Here is a 19,682-nt window from a genome sequence, read left to right as displayed (position 1 = left end):
CGCCCGGACCGGCCGCGGTCGCCCCGGGCGCCGCGGACGCGGCCCCCGGCCGGCTCGGCGACGGAGGCTTCCAGGAGTGCGCGGGGCTGGCCCTGGAGGCCGACGTGCGCGAGTACCTGCAGGGCGGAGCCAACGACGAGGTCGTACGCCGGATCGGGCGGGTCAGGCTCCAGCCGCTCGTCCTCAAACGCGGCATGCTCATCGCCGCCGACGGCGGGAGCGCCGACACGAGCCTGTGGGACTGGCTGCACGGCATGGTCGCCGGCGGCGCCCCCGTACCCCGCTACGACGGGGACGTGGAGGTGCTGGACCCGGCCGGCCGACGGGTGGTCGCCCACTGGACGTTCGTCCGCGGACTGCCACTGAAGATCACCGGACCGACGCTCAACGCCAGGACGGGGGAGATAGCCGTGGAGGAACTGCACATCGCCCACGAGGGCCTGCGCCTGGAGCGGACCCCGTGACCGCCCTGGTCCACGCCACCCTGCAGCGGCTCACGGTGACCGCCCAGCCGGGGAAGGACCGGCCGCCGCTGGTCAAGGAGGCCGACGGCAGCCGGCCGCTGGCCGTGCAGTTCAACCCGGCCACGCTGCGGATCAGCCGCAACAACAACGTGGACCGGGGCGGGGCCACCACGAAGAACCAGAAGGTCCAGCATCCCGCCCAGGAGGGCTCGACCCTCGCCTTCGACCTGGAATTCGACACCGCGGAGCAGCGCGGCGGCGGACAGTACGTGGACGTGCGCCGCTGGACCGCCCTGGTACGGCAGTTCGTCGAACCGCCCGCGAAGAGCACCGACCCGCCGCCCGCCGTCCGCTTCGTCTGGGGCACCCTGCGCTACAACGGCATCGTCACGCAGGTCACCGAGGAGCTCGACCACTTCGCCCCCGACGGGACCCCGCTGCGCGCCAAGGTGGGGGTGACCATCGTCGAGCAGAACTTCGCGTACCAGGCACACGACGAGGGCCCCGGCACCCGCGACGCCCGCACCGCCACCGAGGCCGGCGACCGGCGCACCGGAGCCGCGCCCGGTACGGCCGGCACCAGCCGGCCCCGGCAGGTGGTGCAGGCCCGGGAGGGGGAGTCCGCCCAGCAGCTGCTGTCGCGGCTCGGGCTGGACCCGGCTGCCTGGCGCGGCGCGATGAGCGGGCTCGACAGTCCGCTGACCCTGGCGGCGGGGGCCGCCGTCCAGCTGGGCGCGGAGGTCTCTGCGGGGTTCGTGGCCGCGGCGGGGACCAGTCTCTCGGCGGGCTTCGCCGGGGACGCCGCACCGACCTCGGTCGAGGGCCTGGCCGCCGCGCTGGGCACCGGCCGGGCCCCCGGGGCGGATCCGGCACTCGCCGGCTTCGTCCTCGGCGCGGCGGGCGGCATCGCCGCGTCGGCGGACATCGTGGCCGGCGCCGCCGTGGACACGGCCACCGCGCGGGCCCGGCAGGGCTTCGAGGTACCGGCCGCGGCGGCGGGCCCGCCCGTACGCGGACCCGCCCGGCCGGAAGGGCCGTCCGGGTACGCCCCGCCGCCCGGGCCCGACCGCCGCTCCCTCGGCTACGGACGGGGCGTACCGCTGCGGGCCCGCGCCGACCCCTCGACGCTCGCCGAGGTCCGGGCCGGCGGCGCCCGCAGCCTCGCCGACCGGGCCCGGCGCGAGGAGATCCCGCCGCCCGACCCGGGAGCCGCCCCGTGGGAGCGGCTGCCGCCCGCCGCCCCGGGCCGGGCAGCCGCCGACTGCGAGCAACGCGACCGTGACGCGGGCCCGACCACCCTGAGGTGGACACCGCGAGGAGGCCCGCCATGAGCGTGTACATCGGACAGCTGCACACCGACGTCGTGCCGGCCGCGGGCGGCTCCGCCCCGCCCGCCGCCGGACCGGACCGGGCCGGCGGCGCATGGGCGGCCGCCGAACACCACCGCGAAGCCTGCGAACGGGCCGCCTGGCTCGCCGCCCGCGTCGCGGCGGAGGGCTTCGATGACTGAGGCGGCCATCGCGACCGTGTCGCCCGTCTTCGAAGTCGGCGGCTCCCTGGTCAAGGACCTCGCGCGGGACTGCGTACGCCTGGAGGTCGCCGAGGGCGTCGAGGGACTGCGCACCCTGCGCGGGCACTTCCTCGCCGTCGGCGCCGGGGCCAAGGGCCCCCAGGACCGGCTGCGGCACCTCGACGGGTCCACGGTGGGCCTGGGCAGCGCGCTGAAGGTGGCCCTCGGCCCGCCGTCGCGCCAGCGGTACGTCTTCGAAGGCGTCGTCTCCGGCCTCGAACTCGTCCTGGGCGACGGCGAACCGCCGCTGGTCCTCGTCCACGCGGAGGACGCGCTGATGCGGCTGCGCATGACCCGCCGGACGCGTACGTACCGCGACACCACCGACGCGGCGGTCGCCGAGGAGGTGGCGCGCGAGCACGGGCTCGCCGCCGACGCGGACCTGCCCGGGCCCCGCTACGACGTCCTGCAGCAGCTCAACCAGAGCGACCTCGCCTTCCTGCGGGAGCGGGCCCGGCTGGTCCAGGCCGAACTGTGGGCGACCGGCCGCACCCTGCACCTGCGCCCCCGCGGCAGCCGCGGTACGACCCCGCAGACCCTCGTCTACGGCGGCGAGCTCATGTCGGTCCGGCTCTGCGCCGACCTCGCCCACCAGCGCAGCGAGGTCGCCGTCACCGGGTACGACGCCGACCGGCGCGAGATCGTCGACGAACGGGCCGGCCCCGAGGTCGTCGAGGCGGAGACGGCCGGCGGCCGCACCGGGGCCAGGGTCCTGGCCCGGGCCCTGGGACCCGCCACCGGCCTGCGCGTCCGGGAGGCGGCCCTGAGCGCCGAGGAGGCCGGAGCCTGGGCGCGCGCCGAGATGCTGCGCCGCGGCCGCCGGTTCGTGACGGTCGCGGGCACCACCAACGGCAGCCCCGACCTCGTCGTCGGCGGCGCGCTCACCCTGCGCTCGGTCGGCGCCCCCTTCGAGGGGGAGGGGTACACCGTCACCCGGATCCGGCACACCTTCGACGCGGACCACGGCTTCCGCACCCGCTTCGACGCCGAACGCTCCAGCCTGAACGAGGTGGCGTGATGCCCCTGCCCGCTCCCGCGGACGGCTCCGCCCCCGGATACTTCGGCGTCTACCCGGCGTTCGTCACCGACATCGTGGACGAGAAGCGGCTCGGCCGGGTGGAGGTCCGCTTCCCCTGGCTGGGCGCGGACGGGGACCGCGACGTACGTGCCTGGGCCACGCTCTGCTCCCCGTACGCCGACGACGGGCAGGGCCTGCTGGTGCTGCCCGAGGTGGGAAGCCAGGTCGTCGTCGCCTTCGAGGCGGGCAACCCGCGCCGCCCGTACGTCCTCGGCGCGGCCTGGAACGGTCGTGCCGCCCTGCCGCACGAGCCGCAGGAGGCCAACAACCTGCGCGCGCTGCGGTCGAGGGCGGACAGCAGGCTGGAGTTCGACGACACCCCCGGCGCGGCCAAGGTGCGGATCACGATGGCCTCCGGACACGAGGTGACCCTCGACGACGCCACCCAGCAGGTGACGATCCGGCACAGCGGCGGCTGTGTGGTGCGGCTGACGCCGACCGCGGTGGAGGTGCAGGCGAACGTGTCCGTCGACGTCAAGGCGCCCATGGTGGCGGTGAACGCCCCGCTGTCGACCTTCAGCGGGCTGGTGAAGTGCGGGACGCTGGTCACCGAACAAGTGGTGATCTCCCCGGCCTACACCCCCGGCGCCGGGAACATCTGGTGAGCGCCGCGCCGGAACACGCGGGGCACGGTTTCAAGGTCCTCGCCCCCTGGTACGCCTGCGAGCGCGGGCACTTCGACCGTTTCGACCCCTCGGCGCACGCTCCCGCGCTGCAGAAGTACGCCACCGCCGAGTTCGTACGGGCCCTCGTGGCCGATCCGCGCGACTCGCTGCGTTTCGACCCCGACGAGGACGTCTGGTCCTACCCGGTGCCCGTGGACCTCGCCGACCGGGGTCCGGGCCGGGCCCGGTTCGCCACCCACCAGCTGGTCCGCACCCGGCTGCGCAAGCTCTACCAGCCCAGCCACGAGCGGTTCTACGCGGTCGTCGTCGAGCTCTTCTGCGACCGGCCCGGGCTGCCGCGCCCGCAGTCCGCCGAAGGGCTCGAGGTGGGGTTCGTGATGCGCCGGCGCCACGTGGAGATGGACGCGCCGCCCAAGGTGCTGCGCACGCTCTCCCGCAGGCTGACGACGGAGCTGCGCGCGGCCGGGAACCGCGCCGCGACGGAGCCGGGTCCGTACCTCTCGGAGGCCCGCGACGTGCTGTGGGCCGATCTCGCCCACCGCACGGCCTTCGAGGACGCGCACCGCGAACTCCTCGACAAGGTGGACCTGAAGAAGGAGACCCAGGCCTGGATGGCCGGGGCCGCGGGCGGCCGGTGGCGCAAGCTCGGCGAGCCCCCGGCCGCAGGCCTCCCCGAGGACCGGGAGCAGGAGCTGCCGATGTGGCGGCTGCCCGGCCGCTCGGGTGACTGCGCGCACGGAACGCCCCCGCCGGAGCGGTCGCTGTGGTTCGGGGTCGTGCCCACCTCCTCCGCCGACCACGACGACCGGGGCGCCCCCAAGCTGGACGAACGCTCCGTCTACGAACTGCGCTGCTTCGTACGCCGCACCCCGCGGCCGGGGCACGAACACTGCCCGCCGCAGATCTCCTGGAGCAAGCCCACCGAGCCGTTCCGGCTCGCGCCGTTCTTCGATCCCGAGGGCACCAAGAACCGGAAGATCTCCATCACCATGCCCGACTTCCGGGCGGTGGCGGCCCGGGCCGCCGCGCCGCCCGGCCCCGGCGGGATCGCGATCACCAGCCCGCCCGGCTCGCAGCTGTCCTTCGACCCCGGCGGCGGAACGCCCGGGGGCGGCTCGGTGGGCGGCACCGCCTCGCGGACCTGCACCTTCGCCCTCGAGATCTTCATGATCGTGGCGTTCTTCGTGTTCAGCCTGTTCCTGCCGGTCGTGGTCTTCCTCTTCCAGCTGTGGTGGCTGCTCGCCCTGCGCTTCTGCCTGCCGCCCTCGCTGGAGGCGGCCGCCGCGCTCAAGGCCTTCTTCGACGGCACCAAGACGCTCGCCGACATGGGGCAGGCGCAGACCGACGCCTTCGACGAACTCCTCGGAACCAAGGGGGCGGGCGCCCGCCTGAGGGACGCGAGCGGCTCCTTCGCCCAGGACGACCTCGACGACCTGGTGGACCTGGTCACCCCGCCCGCCACCGCCCCGGTCCCGGTACCGCCCCGGCCGGAGCCACCGGTGGACGACCCGCTGTGCGAGGGGGGATGAGATGGCCGCTCCGGCCCCCGCGGCCCGTGAACCGGCCCGCGCGCCCGTCCCGGCCCCGGCCGTACGGGCACCCGCGCAGGCCCCCGCGTCCGCCGCGCCGGGGAAGCTCGCGGACGAGCTGTCCCGTACGGTCCTGGCCCCCGACGTCCCCAAGGAGGAACTGGCGCTCCAGGGCGGAGCGGCCCTCGCCGTGCCCGCACCGGTCGAGGAGTACCTGCACCGCAAGGGGGACGCGGGCGGGCCCGTACGCGTCCGCCTCGGCGCGCTCGCGGCGGGCACCCTCCACCTGCGCGAGAGCGGCCGGGGGATCACCACCGGACCCGGGAGCGGCTTCCAGGCGGTTCCGCTGCTGCACCCGCTGCTGCTGCCGCTGCGCGCCCGGGGCATCGAGCCGGTGCTCGCCCTGCGCGTCCGCGACGGCGCCCTGGAGGGGCACGCGTCGGCGAAGGTGAAGGGCGTTCTGCTCGACGGGGCCCGGGGGCTGTTCGACACGCTGCAGGACTGCGCCGAGACGCTGGGCTGGCACGGTGTGGGCGGTCTGCGCCTGGCGGGCGTGGAGAACGAACTGCGGGGCCCGACCCTCTTCGTGAAGGCCGGCGGGATGTCCTTCACGCTCGGCGGCTTCCTCAGCGCCTCCGGGAGCCTCGGCCTCGCGGGCGAGCTGGTCACCTTCGACGCCGTGGCGAAGGGCACGGTGGCCGGGCTCGGACCGGTGGAGGTGCCGGTGGTCCGGGGACCGGACGGGGCGCTGTCCGGGAAGGCGGTCGTGGACGTGGCGCTGCGCGGGTTCACCGGACGGGTGACGGCCGCGTTCGCCGCGGGGCTCGTCGACGTACGGGGGACCGTGCGCTACGCCAACGACCGCTTCGACGGCCAGGTGACGCTGTCGGCGACCGACGCCAGGACGGCGAAGGAGCTGACGGACAGCCAACTCCCCGCGCAGGTCACGTCCGCGAAGGCGGTGACCGGTGGAACGGCGGGCCCGGACGCGGCGGGCCCGGACACGGTGGAACGCGCGGGTCCGCGGTCCGGACCCCGGGTGGTGGCCGGCTGGGGCACGGTCGACGTACGGCTGGCGGACTGGCTGCGCGGCGAGGCGCTGGTGGTCGTCGACCACCACGGCGACGTGACGGTGGTCGGCAAGATCCAGCCCAGGATGGACAAACCGCTGTTCGAACAGAAGCACTACGTCAAACAGCTGGCGAGGTTCGAGGTCCGCGCGGCCTACGGCATCCCGCTGGTCGGCAACGTGTTCCTGTTCGCGGGCATGGGCCTCGAAGCGGTCGCGGACGTCGGCCCCGCGACGCTCGACCGGATGGAGCTCACCGGCACCTGGTCGACCAGGCCGGAAGTGCTCAAGAGCTTCGGACTGACCGGCACCCTCAACATCTCGGCCTACGCGGGCCTGCGGCTCAAGGCCGAGGGCGGCGCGGGCCTCCAGCTCGTGGGCCACGACATCAAGGCGGGCATCGCGCTCATCGCACTCGCCGGAGTACGCGGCTACGTCGAGGCCACGCCGGTGATCGGCTACCGGGAGGTCGCCGATCCGAAGGCCGGCAAGCACGGGGAGTTCTTCCTGGCCGGGCACATGGAGATCGCGGCCCAGCCGTTCCTCGGGCTCGGCGGCGAACTCTTCGTCGAACTCGACAGCCCGTGGTGGTCCCCGGCGCCGGACAAGCGCTGGAACTGGCCGCTGGGGCAACTGGAGTACCCGCTGCCGGGGGAGTTCGGGATCGGGGCGGACGTGGAGCACGTCCTGGGCTCGGGGAAGGTCCCCGAGATCACCTTCGGCGAGGTGGACTTCAGCGCGGACAAGTTCCTGACGGACCTGGTCAACGACCAGGTCCCGGCCAAGTCGTCCAAGGAGGAGCTGAAGAAGGGCGCCTGGAAGCCCCCGGGCGCCCCGACAGCCGCCGCGAAGACCCCGGCCAAGCCCCCGCGCAAGGCGGCCGCCGCCCCTGCCGCCCCGGCCAGGGGCGCGCCGGCGAAGGACGGCCACACGGTTCCCCCACCGGACAAGAAGGAACGCTGGCTGACCGGCCTGGAGGCCCTGGGCGAGCTCGCCCAGGGCTCGCACGAGGAGCCGTACGACGAGACCGAACTGCGCGACGCGCTCGCCGGGATCCGGCGCAAGCACGGCTTCAGCGTCCTCGACGCCGCGCTGGAAGGCGACAAGTGGCAGATCACGGCCGGGATGAGCCCCGAGGTGAAGGCGGTCAAGGTCGACGCCGCACCGAAACAGCCGGGGGACGAGCCGGGCAAGGAGGGCGTCGACCGCCGCGTGCGGAGCATCAGGAAGCGGGGGAAGTTCAAGAACGAGTACCTGGAGGAGTTCCAGGGCGGCCGGCACCAGGACCTGAAGAACCCGAAGACCAAAAGGAACTTCGCCGGCACCGAGATCAATCACATCCCGCCGTTCGGCGTCTACAAGGAGGTCAGCGATCTCTCGTTCGCCCGGGGTCCGGCGATCCAGATGGACAAGATGGACCACCGGGGACTGAGGGACCGCTGGGGCGAGTGGATCCACCCCCGGGCCGCGAGCACGGGCTCCTGGGACGAGGCGAAGGAGCACCGGGCGGAGCAGCTGCGGCTGATGAAGGCCGACAGGTTCCGGGCCGCCGTGGAGAAGGACCTCGACGACATCCGGTCGAAGTTCGGCAAGAAGTACGACAAGGCCCTCAACGAGCTGAAGCCCGAACTCCGTACGGAAGGCTGGTGGAAGTGACCGCCGGCCCCCGCGGGGGAGACGGTGCGGTGACGGTCCCGGCGGAGCATGGACGCCATGGCAGCATCTGACGCCCTGACGTCCGCCCCCGGCGGCCGCGGCCCCGGCGCCCCGTCCGCCGCCGAGGCCCGGCTCGGGACCGGGGTGCGGTTCCCGTTCCGGCCCGGGAACGGCAGTGGGAACGCGGCCGGGAGCGCGGGCGGAGGCGGGCTCGCGTGGGTCGCGGGGGCCGCCGCGATCCGGCAGTCCGTCGAGACCGTCCTCGACACCGAGCCCGGCGAGCGCGTCATGCGCCCCACCTTCGGCTGCGGACTGCGCCGCCACCTCATGGCCCCCAACACCCCCGCCACCCGCACCGCGATCGCCGCCGAGATCGGCGAGGCCCTCAGCACCTGGGAGCCCCGCATCCGGGTCACCGAGGTCGCCGTGACCCCGGGGGAGGAGCCCGCCCTCGTATGGATCGACATCGCCTACGTGCACCTGCTCGACCTGCGCCCGGACAACCTCGTCTACCCCTTCTACCTGCGATAGGGGCCGGGTGACGACTCCATGCCGCTGATCGGCCCCATCCTCGACGACCGCACCTTCGAACAGCTCCGGGACGAGCTGGTCAAGCGGATCCCGGTCTACGCGCCCGAGTGGACCGACCACAACGCCGGCGACCCGGGCATCGCCCTGCTCGAACTCTTCGCACACCTCGGCGAGTCCCTGCTCTTCCGCTTCAACCAGATCCCCGACGCCACCAAGGTCGCCTTCCTGCGCCTGCTCGGCGTCCGCCCGCGCCCCGCGCTCACCGCCCGCGCCCTGCTCGTCCTGCAGACCGAACGCCCCGAGGGCGTCCAGGTGCTGCGCGGTGCCGAGGCCCGGGCCGGCGCGATCGCCTTCGAGACCGGCAACGAGGTCGTCGCCTGGCCCCTGGAGACCCTCGCCGTCGGCAAGACGCCCGCCCCCGAGGCACCCGGCCCCGCCGAGAGCCGGCGCCGGCAGAACGCGGTCGAGGCCCTGCCCGAGATGGAGCGTGAGCGGGTGGCCTCCGGAGCCCCCGTCTCCTTCTACGTCACCACCACCGTCCCCGCCGACCCGCTGGACCCCGACCGGCCGCCCCTGGACGTCGCCGCCACCCTCGACCGCTCCCTGTGGATCGCCCTGCTGGCCAAGAACACCACCGACCCCCGCCTGCTGGCCGGCCGGACCCTCTTCGTCGGCGTCGTCCCCGACGAGCGGCTCCCGCGCCCGTACGACCTGCGCGCCCGCGACACCGACGACCCGACCCGGCTCCGGGCGGGCGATCTCGTGAGCGCCCCGCCCGGCTTCCTCTGGGAGCTGTGGAACGGCCCCGGGGCCCCCACCGCCTTCACCTCCCTCGCCGTCCTCGGCGACACCACCCGCGGACTGACCACCGCCGGAGTGGTCTCCGTCGAGCTGCCGGCCGCCTTCCCCACCCACCCCCGGGGCAGCACCGGCCCCGGGGACCTGAACGGCCCGCCCCCCGTCGACGACGAGAAGACGGCCGCCCGCGTCCTGGGCTGGCTGCGGGTACGCCGCCCCGCCGACGAGAACGACGCCATCCACCGCATCCGCTGGGTCGGCGTCAACGCCGTCGGCGCCGTCCAGGCCCGCACCGCCGCACCCGAACTCCTCGGCACGGGCACCGCCGACGCCGGCCAGGTCCTGCGCCTCACCCAGCACCCCGTCCTCGCCGGCAGCGTCCGCCTGGAGGTCGAGGAGGCCGACGGCTGGCGGCCCTGGACCGAGGTCGAGGACTTCGCGGGCAGCGGCCCCTTCGACCGGCACTACACCCTCGACGCCGAGGCCGGACTCGTCCGCTTCGGCACCCGATGCCGGCTGCCCCAGATCGGCGAGCGCATCCGCGTCCTCGGCTACCGGTACGGCGGCGGCTCCGCCGGGAACGTCCCGGCGGGCGCGATCGGCGCGCTCACCGGCGTCTCCGGCGTCAAGGTCGCCAACCCCCTCCCGGCCTCCGGCGGCGCCGACCCGGCCTCCCTCGCCGACGCCCTGGAGGCGCTGCCCGCCGAGGTGCACCGCCGCGACCGGGCCGTCACCTGCGAGGACTTCCGTTCCCTCGCCCTCGAAGTCCCCGGCGTACGCCGAGCCGAGCCCCTGCCCCTGCTGCACCCCGACACCCCCGCCCAGCCCGCCGCCGGCGTCGTCAGCGTGCTCGTCTTCCCCACCGAGGACCAGCGCGACCCGGGCGCCCCGCTGCCCGACCTCGCCCTGCTGCGCCAGGTCGCCGCGTACCTCGCCCCCCGGCGCCTGGTCACCACCGAGCTGTACGTCATCCCGCCCACCTACGTGGACATCGCCGTCTCCGTGGGCATCCGCACCCGCGAGGGCTACCAGCCCGACGCGGTACGCCGCTGGGTCGAGCTGATCCTGCGCCAGTACCTCGCCCCGCTGCCGCCGTACGGGCCCGAGGGCGCGGGCTGGCCGCTGGGCAGGGCCGTGCGCCGCGCCGAACTGGAGGCGGTCGCCGTCCAGGTGGAGGGGCTGGAGTACCTGGAGGACGAACTGCTGCTGGCCCGGCGCTCCGGCACGGGATGGACCCCGCTGCCGCTCGTCCCGCTGGAGCCGTGGGAGGTGCCCCGGGTCGCCGCCGTCACCGTGGTCACCGGCGCCCCGCTGCCCGCCGGAGCCGGCTACGGCACCCCGCCGCCGCCCCCCGGCGACCCCGTCGTCGTACCGCTCCCCCCGGAGGTGTGCTGATGCACGGCGACCGCGCGATCGGCGTCCTGGCCCATCCGGACCAGTGGGTGCGCTGCCGCCACGAATCCACCGCCCTCCTCGACGAGGGCGGGGTCTGCCTCGCCTGGGAACCCGAGCCCGAGGCGGGGCCCGACCCCGGAACGGCGGTGCACGGACCCGCCGGACTGGCCTTCGACCGCTGGGGCCGCGCCTACCGCTCGTACCCTCGCGCCGGACGCGTGGAGGTCATCGCGCCCGGTGGCCGCGCCGACGGCCCGCCCCGGCACCGGCCCGCCGCCCTGTGCGTGCCGCGCGGGCTCGCCGTGGACGGCGCCCAGCGGCTGTTCATCGCCGAGTCCGGGGCCGGCGCCGTCCACGTGGTCGACCTGTGGGGCGAACGGCTGCTGCGCCGGGTCCCCGTCCGCGGCGCGGCCCGCCCGCACTGCCGGCCCCTGGACGTCACCGCCCACCGCGGGGCGGTGGCCGTCCTCGTCACCCGGCCCGCCGCGATCGTGCTCCTCCAGGGCCGCCGCGGACCGGTGCGCGGACCCGTGCTGCGCCGCCCGGCGGGGAGCGAGGGCCTGCGCCCCACCCGGATCGCCGACCACGCCGGGCACCTCCACGTGCTGTGGACCGGTGCGGCCGGCGGGCGCGCCGTCGTCGCCCGCGCCGACGGCACCCGGCCGCTCGCCGTACCCGACGCCACCGACCTCGACCTGACCGCCGACGGGGCGCTGGTGGTGGCCCGGGGCCCCGGCCGGCCGCTGCGGCGGTTCCGTACGGACGGCGCGGCCTGGGCGGAGATCGAACCGCTGCGCGCCCCCGGCTACGACGGCGGCGCCATGACCGTCGGCCCCGACGGCCGCGTCGCGTTCACCACCGCCGACGGCCTCGCCCGTACCGCCGGACCCGCCGCCCGGTACACGCCCGCCGGGAGCGTCATCGGCTACCGCCTCGACGCGGGGGAGTACCGCACCCGCTGGGGCCGGCTGTTCCTCGACGCCTGCGTCCCGCCCGGCACCGAGGTCCGCGTCACCTTCCTGACCAGCGACGAGGACACGGTCGCCGACCCGCTGCCCTGGTCGCCGCCCGTGCGCGGACCGCGCTCCGTGCGCCACCCCGACCAGACCCCGCCGCTGCCCTCCCGCGCCCTCTACGCCGACCGGCTGCCGCCCTCCGCACCCCTGTTCCTGCGTCCGACCGGCCGCGAGCTGCCCTGGGCGCAGATCGGTCCCGAGGACGGGTTCGAGACGTACGAGGCCCCCGTCCAGGCCCCGCCCGGCCGCTACCTGTGGATCGTGCTCCGGCTCGCCGGCACCCCGCGCCTGACCCCCCGCGTCCGGGGCCTGCGCGTGGAGCGGCCCGGACACCGGCTGACCGCCGCGCTCCCCAGGGCCTGGAGCCGGGACGAGGCCGACGCCGCGTTCCTCCAGCGCTTCCTCGCCCCCGCCGAGGGCCTGCTCCACGAGCTGGACTCCCGCGCCGCCCTGCGCACCCTGCTGCTCGACCCCCGGGCCACCCCGCAGGAGGCCCTCGGCTGGCTGGCCGGGCTGCTCGGCCTGGCCCTGGACCGGCGCTGGCCCCCGGCGGCCCGGCGCGAGCTGATCGCCCAGGCGTACGACCTGTTCCGCATCCGCGGCACCGTGGCCTGCCTCGAACGCATCCTGCGGCTCTACCTCCCGCTGCCCATCAGCGTCGTGGAGCACTGGCGGCTGCGCGGCCTCGGCGGAGCGGTGCTCGGCGCCGGACCCGGCGGAGCCCCCGCGCCGGCCGTCGGCGGCGCGGCGGGCACGGCCGGGGCGCTCGGCCGGTTCACGGTGGGCGGCACCCGGCCCGGGGAGGACGGCTACACCGCCACCGCGCACCGGTTCAGCGTGCTCATCCCCGCCGATCCGAGCCCGGTCCAACTCGACGTCGTCCGCGCCATCGTGGAGGCCCACAAACCCGCTCACACCCTCGTGGACGTCTGCCCGCTGGGCACGGGCATGCGGATCGGCCGCACCCTGCACCTCGGGCTCACCTCCGTCGTCGGCCCCGGCGCGGCCTGGGGCCCCGCGGTCGTCGGCCGGGTCCGGGTCGGCGCGGACGGCATCGTGGGCGTGCCCGCCGCCGGCTCCCGCGTCGGCGAGACCACCGTCACCGGGGCGGTGCGCGTCGGATGAGCGGCCCCACCGTGGTCATCGACCGGCTGACGGCGACCCTGCACCACGACCCCGCCGCGCCGCCACCCGCCGAGGACCCCCTGCGCGGTCCGCTGCGGCAGGCGGTCGCCGGCCCGCTGGAAGCCGCCCTGCGCGCCCTGGACCTGCCACCCGGCCACTGGTGCCTGGCCCGGCTCGACCTCACCGTCGGCCTCGACCTGGACCGCCCCGGTCCGGCGCTCGCGCGTGCGTGGTCCGGGGCGGTCGCCGCCGCGATCGAGCGGACCGTGCGCGAGGGCGGCCCTGCGGCGCCGGACACCCTCGTGCACTACCGGCACGACGTGGACCTGCTCGCCGACGCGGTCGCCGGACTCGCCACCGGGCACCGCGAACGCCTGTGGGCCTGGCGGCAGACCGGCATCCTCGGGCCGGCCGGCCCGGCCCCGGAAGGGGCGCCCGGCCCGGCGCTGCTGGCCGCGCTGGAACGCCACCCCCGGCTCGCCGCGGCCGCCGTCCTGCGCGCGGCCGGGCAGTGCGGGCTCGCCGCGCTGGACCGGGCCTGGGGGCGGGACGGCTGGCAGCGCCTGGCCGCCCTCGCGGCGCCCGAGGAGCCCGGCGCGGGGGCGTCCGACCCCGGTACCCGGGCGCTCGCCCGCACCCTGCTCGCCGGATCGAGGCTGGCCGGGCTGGTCCGGGCGTCCCGGCTCCGGCCCGCCGAACCGACGCTCGCGGCCTGGGCCGTTCTGGTCCTGGCGGAAACCGACCCGGCCGCACTGGAGCGGCCCGCCGCCCGGCCCGGACTGCGGGGACTCCTGGCGGAGGGCCTGCGCACCCTGGCCGGCGATCCCGGCCCCGTCCTGCCGGAGCCCGAACCGGACGCGCGGAGCGGGGAGGTGCCGGACGGTGGCTGCGACGGATGCGTCGGGTGCGGGACGGACGCCGGGTGCGGGGGGCGTGCTGGATGCGGGGGGCGTGCCGGGTGCGCCGCGGACGGTGGATGCGGTGCGTGTGCCGGGGCTGCCGGGTGCGCCGAGGGTGCCGGGCGCGGCTGGTGCCGCGGAGACGCCCGGGGCGCCGCGGACGGTGGATGCGGTGCGTGCGCCGGGGACACCCGGCGCGGCGGGTGTGCCGAGTGCGGCGGCGCCGCGCGTGCCGGACGCCCCCTGAGCCCCGGACGCCCCGGCGACGCCGGGCGCGCCCGGCCCGGCGGATCGGGATCGGGATCGGGCGCCGAGGGTGTCCCGCCCGGCCGGGGCGCGGTGCCGCAACGGCCCCCTGCCGACGGCCCGCCCCGCGCCGGTGCGGGGGGTCCCGCGGCCGAAGGCCCCGCCGCGCCGGGCCCCGTACGGCCCGTGCGGCCCGCTCCCGATCCGTCGGACGGCGCCGCCACCGGCTGGGCCGGGCTGCTCTTCCTGCTCGCCGCGGCGCCCGAAGCCGGGCTCCCGGACCGAGCCCTCGCCGAACCCGCCCTCGCCGACCGGCCGTTGTCCTGGGTACTGCACGCCGCCGCCCGCGCCCTGTGCGGCCTCGCGCCCGAGGACCCCGCGGCCCTCGCTCTCGCCGGACTCGGCCCCGACCGCGCCGCCGCCCTCCTGCGGGCCCCGGCGGCGACCCCGCGCGAGCAGGACTCCGTGGACGCGCTCGCCGCCGACTGGGCGCGGGCCACCGCCGCCCGCCTCGACGGAGAGCGGCACGCGGACGATCCGTTCGGCGCCGTCCTGGCAGTGGCCCGCCGCCCCGGGCGGATCACGGCCGAGACCGGCTGGATCGAAGCCGTGTTCGCCTCCGCCGACACCGACCTGGCGGTCCGCCGCGCCGGGCTGGACCTCGACCCGGGCTGGCTGGGCTGGCTCGGCGCGGTCGTGAGGTACCGGTATGTCTGAGCGCATCAGCCGCGACCTCTCCCGGCGGGCGGCCGAAGTGGCCGTACGGGTGGCCGACTTGCTGGAGAACCTGTGCAGTGAGGAGGCGGGCGGCGAGTCCGTGGCCTTCCTGCGCGACTGGGCCGCGAGCGCCGCCCAGCGCGCCGCTGCCACCCCCGGCGCGCATCCTCCGGCCGACACCCCCCTCGACCGGCTCGTGCACCGGTTCGGGCTCGGCTCCCTGGAGACCGAGCTGCTCCTTTTCGCCGGGCTCCCCGAGGAACACGAGGGCCTGGCCCGGACGTTCCGCACCATGCACCCCGGCGGCGCCCCGCACCCCAGCGTGGGCCTGGCCGGCCTGCTGACCGACTGCGCGGCCCGCGCGGCGGCCCGCGGCGGCGTACGGGCGCAGGCCCCCGACCGGGTCGCGCTGCGCCGGCTGCTCCACGAAGGCCCGGCCGTACGGGCGGGCGTGCTCGCCCTCACCGGCGAAGGCCCCTTCCACGAACGCTCGCTGACCCTCGCCGACGGGCTGTGGGAGGCCCTCCACGGCCACCCCGTCCGGCCCGCCGCCCTGGAGGAGGCCGACCCGGGACCGCCGGTCGCCGGACTCGACGGCTGGCTCGAACTCCCCGAAACCGCCCGGGCGGTCGCCGCCCTGCGCTCCCGAGACCCCCGCATCCTGCTGGTCGGCGCCCGGGACGAGACCGTCGGCCTCAGCCGCTGCGCGGCCCTCGCCCGCGCCGCCGGACTCGGCCTGTTCGCCGCACGGACCCGCCCCGAAGACCCGCGCGCGATGGGGCTGCTGGGGCTGCACGCCGCCGTACGGGACGCCGTGCCGCTGCTGGTGGTGGCGGCCCCGGAGGGCGGGGCGGCGGGCCCGGTCACCCCAGCCGTCGCCCGGATCCCCGGCCCGCTGCTGGTCTGCGCGGCGCCCGGCACCGTACGCCCCGGGCCGCACCGGCCCGTGCTGACCGTGCCGGTCGGGCCGATCGGCACGGCGGACCGGCGCACCGCCTGGCGGGCGGCACTGCCCGAAGCACCGGAGCAGGCACCCCGACTGGCCGCGCGCCACCCCCTCGACCCGGCGCTCACCGCCCAGGTAGCCCTCGACGTGCACAGCCGCGCCGCGCTGGCCCCGGGCGCCGCGCAGGACGGCGCCGTCCCAGACGTCGCCGGCGCCATCCGGGCCCGCGCCGGGGCGCTGCTGCCCCCCGGCGTGGACCTGGTCGGCCCGCGGGCCCGCTGGCCGCGCCTCGTCCTCGGCGGGGAGGCGGACGGACAGCTGCGGGACGCCGTGGCCCGCCTGCGCCACCAGGCGCTGGTCCTGGACGACTGGCGGCTGCTCGAGGAGGCCCGCGCCGCACGCGGCGTACGACTCCTGCTCACCGGGCCGCCGGGGACCGGGAAATCGCTGGCCGCCGAGGTACTGGCGACCGAGGCGGGCCGGGACCTGCTGGTCGTCGACGGCTCCGAGCTGGTGTCGAAGTACATCGGCGAGACGGAGAAGAACCTCGCCGCCTGCTTCGAAGTGGCCGAGCGCACGCAGGCGGTTTTCCTCCTCGACGAGGCCGACGCCCTGTTCGCCGCCCGTACGGAGGTCTCCGGGGCCAACGACCGGTTCGCGAACATGGAGACGGCCTATCTGCTCCAGCGGCTCGACCGGTTCGACGGGCTGGCCGTGCTGACGACGAACCTGCGGCAGAACATCGACGCCGCCTTCATCCGCCGCATGGACTTCGTCGTGGAGTTCCCGCTCCCCGACGAGGCGGGCCGCCACCGGATGTGGGAGCTGCACCTGCCCCGCGCGCTGCTGCACGCCGACGTCGACCTGGCGGGGCTCGCGCAGCACTACCCGGTGCCGGGGGGCTGGATCCGCAACGCCGCGATCGGCGCGGCCTTCCGGGCGGCGGACGACGGGGGAGCGGTCCGCCAGGGCCACCTCGTCGACGCGATGCGGCGCGAGTACGGCAAGGCGGCCCGCCCCTTCCCCGGGGAGCCGGCCGCCCCCGCCGGCGCCGGCGCGGACCGGCGGGCCGCGCGGGCCCTGGACCCGGCGCACGACTTCCCCGCCCCGGCGAACGGCCGGCGTACCCAGAAGGAGAGCTCATGACGGCGCTCGGCTCCGGCGGCACCCCGTGCGGCTGCGGTTGCGGGTCCGCCCCGGACCTGCCCGACGACCCCCCGTACGGGGGCGGGCCGTGCGGCCCCGGCCCCTGCGGCGGGGAGGAGCTGCCGGTGAACCCCTTCCTGGCGCTGCGCGTGGCCTTCGGGATGCTGCTCGGCGAGGACGACTTCCGCGTCCTGATGGGCAATCCGCGCGGCAAGCTCATGCTGCACAACGCCTGGCCGCACGGCTCCGGGGTGATCTGGGGGCTCGGGGTCGCCCGGGACGGCGACGAGCTCAGGGTGCTCCCCGGGCTGGCCGTGGACGGGCTCGGCCGCGAGCTCACCCTCGAAGCGGCCTGGTGCGTCTCCCTGACCGCGTGGGCGAGGGAATGGATCGAAGCGCACCCGCCGCAGCAGGGGCCGCAGGCCCCCGCGGGCCGGACTCCCGCGGCGGACGGCACCGAGCCCGATCCGCCCCGGCGGCACACCGTCGAGGCCTGGATCCTCGCGGAGTCCGCGACCTGCCCGGACCGCCCGGTGCCCGCCCTCGCCGACCCGTGCGACGTGACCCGCCGGCACGACGACTTCTCCCGGATCGTCGAGACCGCGCGGATCACGGTCCGCGCGACCGCCCCCGCGCCCTGGCGCCCCTACCACCGCGTACGTGTCCTCCTCGGGCTCGACGAGGCCGCCCCGGGGGACACCGCCGGGCAGGAGGCGCTGCGGGAGGCCGCCGAGGTGGCCCGGGTCCCGGCGCACCGGCGGGCACCGGCGCTGCTCGCCGCGTTCCGCAGGCTCGCCGCCGCGGACGCCACCGCGCTGGCACCGGAGCGCGCGGAGGGCGACATGTGCCCGCCGTGGGCTCCGGTCACGGAGGACCACGCCCCCGTGGCACTCGCCCGCCTCACGGTCGAAGTCACCGAGTACGACCGGTGCGTACGGATCGAGGAGGTGCGCGCCGACCCGTCCGTACGGACCGCGGTCCTGCCCGCCACCACCGTCCAGGAGCTGGTGTGCGCACTGGCGCCCGGGATCATCGGCGCCGCCGCCGAGGCGGACGCCGGAGGCCCGCGCCTGATCCGCGACTCCCTCGCCTGGAGCCGCGAGCACACCGTGCTGAGCTTCGAGGTCACCGCCCCGCTCGCGGCCGGCTCCGCCGAACCGGAGGGCATCGAGATCACCTCGCTCTCCGGCTCCGGCCGCGGCTGGGCCACCGACGAGGTCGCCGGGATCCGGGTGTCGGCCGACGGGCTGCGGGTGAAGGTGGACCTCGACCAGCGCCCCGCGTACGAGACGGTCCGCGTCCGCGTCCGCGGCACCGGGCCCAAACCCCTGTACGGCCGGCACCCGCACGCGCCCTTCGCCGGGCTGGAGGGCGGCCCGCCGGGCACCGCCGACGAGGGGAACGACGCCGTCGTCACCGTCCATCTGCCGCGCCAGGCCGCCCCGGGAGGACCGAGGAATGACGCTCAGTGAAGCCGCCGCCGAGGCCGCGCCGCCCGCCGCCCCCACCGGCCCGCCCCCGCCCCCCGGCCCCTCGGCGACCGCCGACGGCGGGATCGACCGGCTCAACGCCTTCGACGGGCTGTTCCTGCGCGCCGAACACCTCAACCGCATCCAGGACTACGCCCGCGAGCTCGCCCTGGCCGTCGGAGCGGCGGGAGGCCCCGGCGTGGTCGAGGGCTACGAGGTCAGCGTGAAGGACGGCACCCTGCGCGTCGGCGGCGGCCTCGCCGTCTCCGAGCAGGGCCGACCGCTGCGCTCGCAGCGCCTCGTCACGCTCCCGCTCACCGGGCTGGAACCGGGGCTCGACGGGTTCTGGTGGGTCGAAGTGGCCCCCGATTCCCGGCCCTACGGCGACGCCCCCGTACAAGGCAGCTACTGCGACGACCCCTGTGCCGGTACGGGGACCACCCGGCACCCCTACCTCGCCGAGGGGGTGCGGATCCGGCTGGCGGAGGGCGTCGAGCGGGGGCTCGACAACCAACTCCCGGCCTCCCGGCGTAATTTCCTCGCCTCGCGGGTCTTCGGTGCCGAACGCACCGAGCACTCCCCGTGGCCGTACGGGCCCGGCCGGGCGCACCTGCCGCCGTCCTGGGCCCCGCCGGCCGCGAGCCCGGGCCGGTCCGAGGCCGTACGGATCGCGGTCCTCCAGCGCGATCCCGGGAGCCCCGACGGGTGGGAGGTCGACACCTGGACGGCCCGGCGCGACCGGGCCGCCGCCCCGCCGCAGCGGTACTGGCAGTCACGGCTCGGGATGCGGCCCTGGGACGCGTACACGGCCCAGATCCTGCAGTTCCAGGACCAGTTGGCGCAGGTGCTGGGCGCCACGCCGCCGCCGGCGGCCGATCTGGGCCCGCTGCTGGAGCAGTTGGCCCTCATCGGCGAACAGCGGTTCCTCAAGAGCCACACCAAGGAGCAGCTGGGCGCGGAGGTGGCCCGGCTCATCACCGGCATCGGCGAAGGCGCCCTGGTCCGGCCGCGCGCGGCCGACGGCCCGTACACCCTGGAGCAGCTGGGCATCGCGGAGCTCCCACCCGCCGGGTACCTGCCGTTCACCCCGGAGCCGGAGCCGGAGCCGGAGCCGGACCTGGAGCCGGAGCCGGATCGGAGCGCCGCCCCCGGCGTCGCCCCCAACGGGATCCGGGCCCTCCTGGGGCAGCAGGTGGACCTCAGGTACTGCTCCTGCGCGCTCGCCGACGTCGCCCAGGCCGTGGAGGAGGCCCGGCACCGGGACCGGATCCGGCTCGACGAGCCCGTCGGCGTCGACATCCTGCTGCCCGTGGACGACCGGGGGGCGCCGGTCGGCGACTGGGTCGCCTTCGTCCGGAGGGGCCGGCGCCACTGTGACAGCCCCGGATGAAAAATAGCACTC

General features: G+C 76.6%; 14 protein-coding genes. All 14 read left to right on the top strand.

All coding sequences use genetic code 11. The annotated features are described in order from the left end of the window. Positions 1–464, top strand: a 464-nt coding sequence (locus tag K7B10_RS09970) for a phage tail protein (protein WP_229335751.1), incomplete at its 5' end; no start/stop codon positions are given. Beyond that, complete coding sequence (locus K7B10_RS09965) at positions 461–1,795, top strand: CIS tube protein (RefSeq protein ID WP_229335750.1); 1,335 nt, start codon at positions 461–463, stop codon at positions 1,793–1,795. The genes K7B10_RS09970 and K7B10_RS09965, both read left to right, overlap by 4 nt. Further along, positions 1,792–1,974 (top strand): hypothetical protein, encoded by a 183-nt coding sequence (locus K7B10_RS09960; RefSeq protein WP_229335749.1) that lies wholly within the window; start codon positions 1,792–1,794, stop codon positions 1,972–1,974. The genes K7B10_RS09965 and K7B10_RS09960 overlap by 4 nt, the downstream gene beginning before the upstream one ends. After that, entirely contained in the window at positions 1,967–3,052 is a 1,086-nt protein-coding gene (locus K7B10_RS09955) for a phage late control D family protein (RefSeq protein ID WP_229335748.1), read from the top strand. The genes K7B10_RS09960 and K7B10_RS09955 overlap by 8 nt, the downstream gene beginning before the upstream one ends. Next, positions 3,052–3,717, top strand: coding sequence for a phage baseplate assembly protein V (locus K7B10_RS09950; protein WP_229335747.1), 666 nt, complete (start codon positions 3,052–3,054; stop codon positions 3,715–3,717). The genes K7B10_RS09955 and K7B10_RS09950 overlap by 1 nt, the downstream gene beginning before the upstream one ends. Next, complete coding sequence (locus K7B10_RS09945) at positions 3,714–5,267, top strand: hypothetical protein (protein ID WP_229335746.1); 1,554 nt, start codon at positions 3,714–3,716, stop codon at positions 5,265–5,267. Before K7B10_RS09950 ends, K7B10_RS09945 begins: the two co-directional genes overlap by 4 nt. 1 nt (position 5,268) lies before the next feature. Beyond that, positions 5,269–7,992 carry a hypothetical protein gene (locus K7B10_RS09940; RefSeq protein WP_229335745.1) on the top strand — a complete coding sequence of 908 codons (2,724 nt, stop codon included), beginning with the start codon at positions 5,269–5,271 and terminating at the stop codon, positions 7,990–7,992. Positions 7,993–8,049: 57 nt separating this feature from the next. Then, positions 8,050–8,523: a GPW/gp25 family protein gene (locus K7B10_RS09935; RefSeq protein WP_229335744.1), complete on the top strand. Its 474-nt coding sequence runs from the start codon at positions 8,050–8,052 to the stop codon at positions 8,521–8,523. An 18-nt stretch (positions 8,524–8,541) separates the two neighbouring features. After that, positions 8,542–10,716 carry a putative baseplate assembly protein gene (locus K7B10_RS09930; RefSeq protein WP_229335743.1) on the top strand — a complete coding sequence of 725 codons (2,175 nt, stop codon included), beginning with the start codon at positions 8,542–8,544 and terminating at the stop codon, positions 10,714–10,716. After that, on the top strand, positions 10,716–12,857 hold the full coding sequence (locus tag K7B10_RS09925; protein WP_229335742.1) for a phage tail protein: 2,142 nt from the start codon (positions 10,716–10,718) through the stop codon (positions 12,855–12,857). Before K7B10_RS09930 ends, K7B10_RS09925 begins: the two co-directional genes overlap by 1 nt. Further along, positions 12,854–14,719: a hypothetical protein gene (locus tag K7B10_RS09920; RefSeq protein WP_229335741.1), complete on the top strand. Its 1,866-nt coding sequence runs from the start codon at positions 12,854–12,856 to the stop codon at positions 14,717–14,719. The genes K7B10_RS09925 and K7B10_RS09920 overlap by 4 nt, the downstream gene beginning before the upstream one ends. Further along, positions 14,712–16,811 (top strand): ATP-binding protein, encoded by a 2,100-nt coding sequence (locus tag K7B10_RS09915; protein ID WP_229335740.1) that lies wholly within the window; start codon positions 14,712–14,714, stop codon positions 16,809–16,811. Before K7B10_RS09920 ends, K7B10_RS09915 begins: the two co-directional genes overlap by 8 nt. Continuing rightward, complete coding sequence (locus K7B10_RS09910; RefSeq protein ID WP_229335739.1) at positions 16,808–18,283, top strand: hypothetical protein; 1,476 nt, start codon at positions 16,808–16,810, stop codon at positions 18,281–18,283. Before K7B10_RS09915 ends, K7B10_RS09910 begins: the two co-directional genes overlap by 4 nt. Then, positions 18,270–19,670 carry a hypothetical protein gene (locus K7B10_RS09905; RefSeq protein WP_229335738.1) on the top strand — a complete coding sequence of 467 codons (1,401 nt, stop codon included), beginning with the start codon at positions 18,270–18,272 and terminating at the stop codon, positions 19,668–19,670. The genes K7B10_RS09910 and K7B10_RS09905 overlap by 14 nt, the downstream gene beginning before the upstream one ends. The last annotated feature ends 12 nt before the right edge of the window (positions 19,671–19,682 follow it).

Origin of the sequence: Streptomyces flavotricini (assembly GCF_020639365.1) — a bacterium.
Lineage (GTDB): Bacteria > Actinomycetota > Actinomycetes > Streptomycetales > Streptomycetaceae > Streptomyces > Streptomyces flavotricini.
Note: the sequence above shows the minus strand (reverse complement) of the source record. Positions and strands in the feature narration are given on the sequence as shown.

Bases quoted from the DNA above. Each gene is read 5' to 3' on its own strand.
- K7B10_RS09930 (WP_229335743.1), top strand. From the start codon at position 8,542: ATGCCGCTGATCGGCCCCATCCTCGACGACCGCACCTTCGAACAGCTC.
- K7B10_RS09950 (WP_229335747.1), top strand. From the start codon at position 3,052: ATGCCCCTGCCCGCTCCCGCGGACGGCTCCGCCCCCGGATACTTCGGC.
- K7B10_RS09935 (WP_229335744.1), top strand. From the start codon at position 8,050: ATGGCAGCATCTGACGCCCTGACGTCCGCCCCCGGCGGCCGCGGCCCC.
- K7B10_RS09940 (WP_229335745.1), top strand. From the start codon at position 5,269: ATGGCCGCTCCGGCCCCCGCGGCCCGTGAACCGGCCCGCGCGCCCGTC.
- K7B10_RS09955 (WP_229335748.1), top strand. From the start codon at position 1,967: ATGACTGAGGCGGCCATCGCGACCGTGTCGCCCGTCTTCGAAGTCGGC.
- K7B10_RS09960 (WP_229335749.1), top strand. From the start codon at position 1,792: ATGAGCGTGTACATCGGACAGCTGCACACCGACGTCGTGCCGGCCGCG.
- K7B10_RS09920 (WP_229335741.1), top strand. From the start codon at position 12,854: ATGAGCGGCCCCACCGTGGTCATCGACCGGCTGACGGCGACCCTGCAC.
- K7B10_RS09905 (WP_229335738.1), top strand. From the start codon at position 18,270: ATGACGCTCAGTGAAGCCGCCGCCGAGGCCGCGCCGCCCGCCGCCCCC.
- K7B10_RS09910 (WP_229335739.1), top strand. From the start codon at position 16,808: ATGACGGCGCTCGGCTCCGGCGGCACCCCGTGCGGCTGCGGTTGCGGG.
- K7B10_RS09925 (WP_229335742.1), top strand. From the start codon at position 10,716: ATGCACGGCGACCGCGCGATCGGCGTCCTGGCCCATCCGGACCAGTGG.
- K7B10_RS09915 (WP_229335740.1), top strand. From the start codon at position 14,712: ATGTCTGAGCGCATCAGCCGCGACCTCTCCCGGCGGGCGGCCGAAGTG.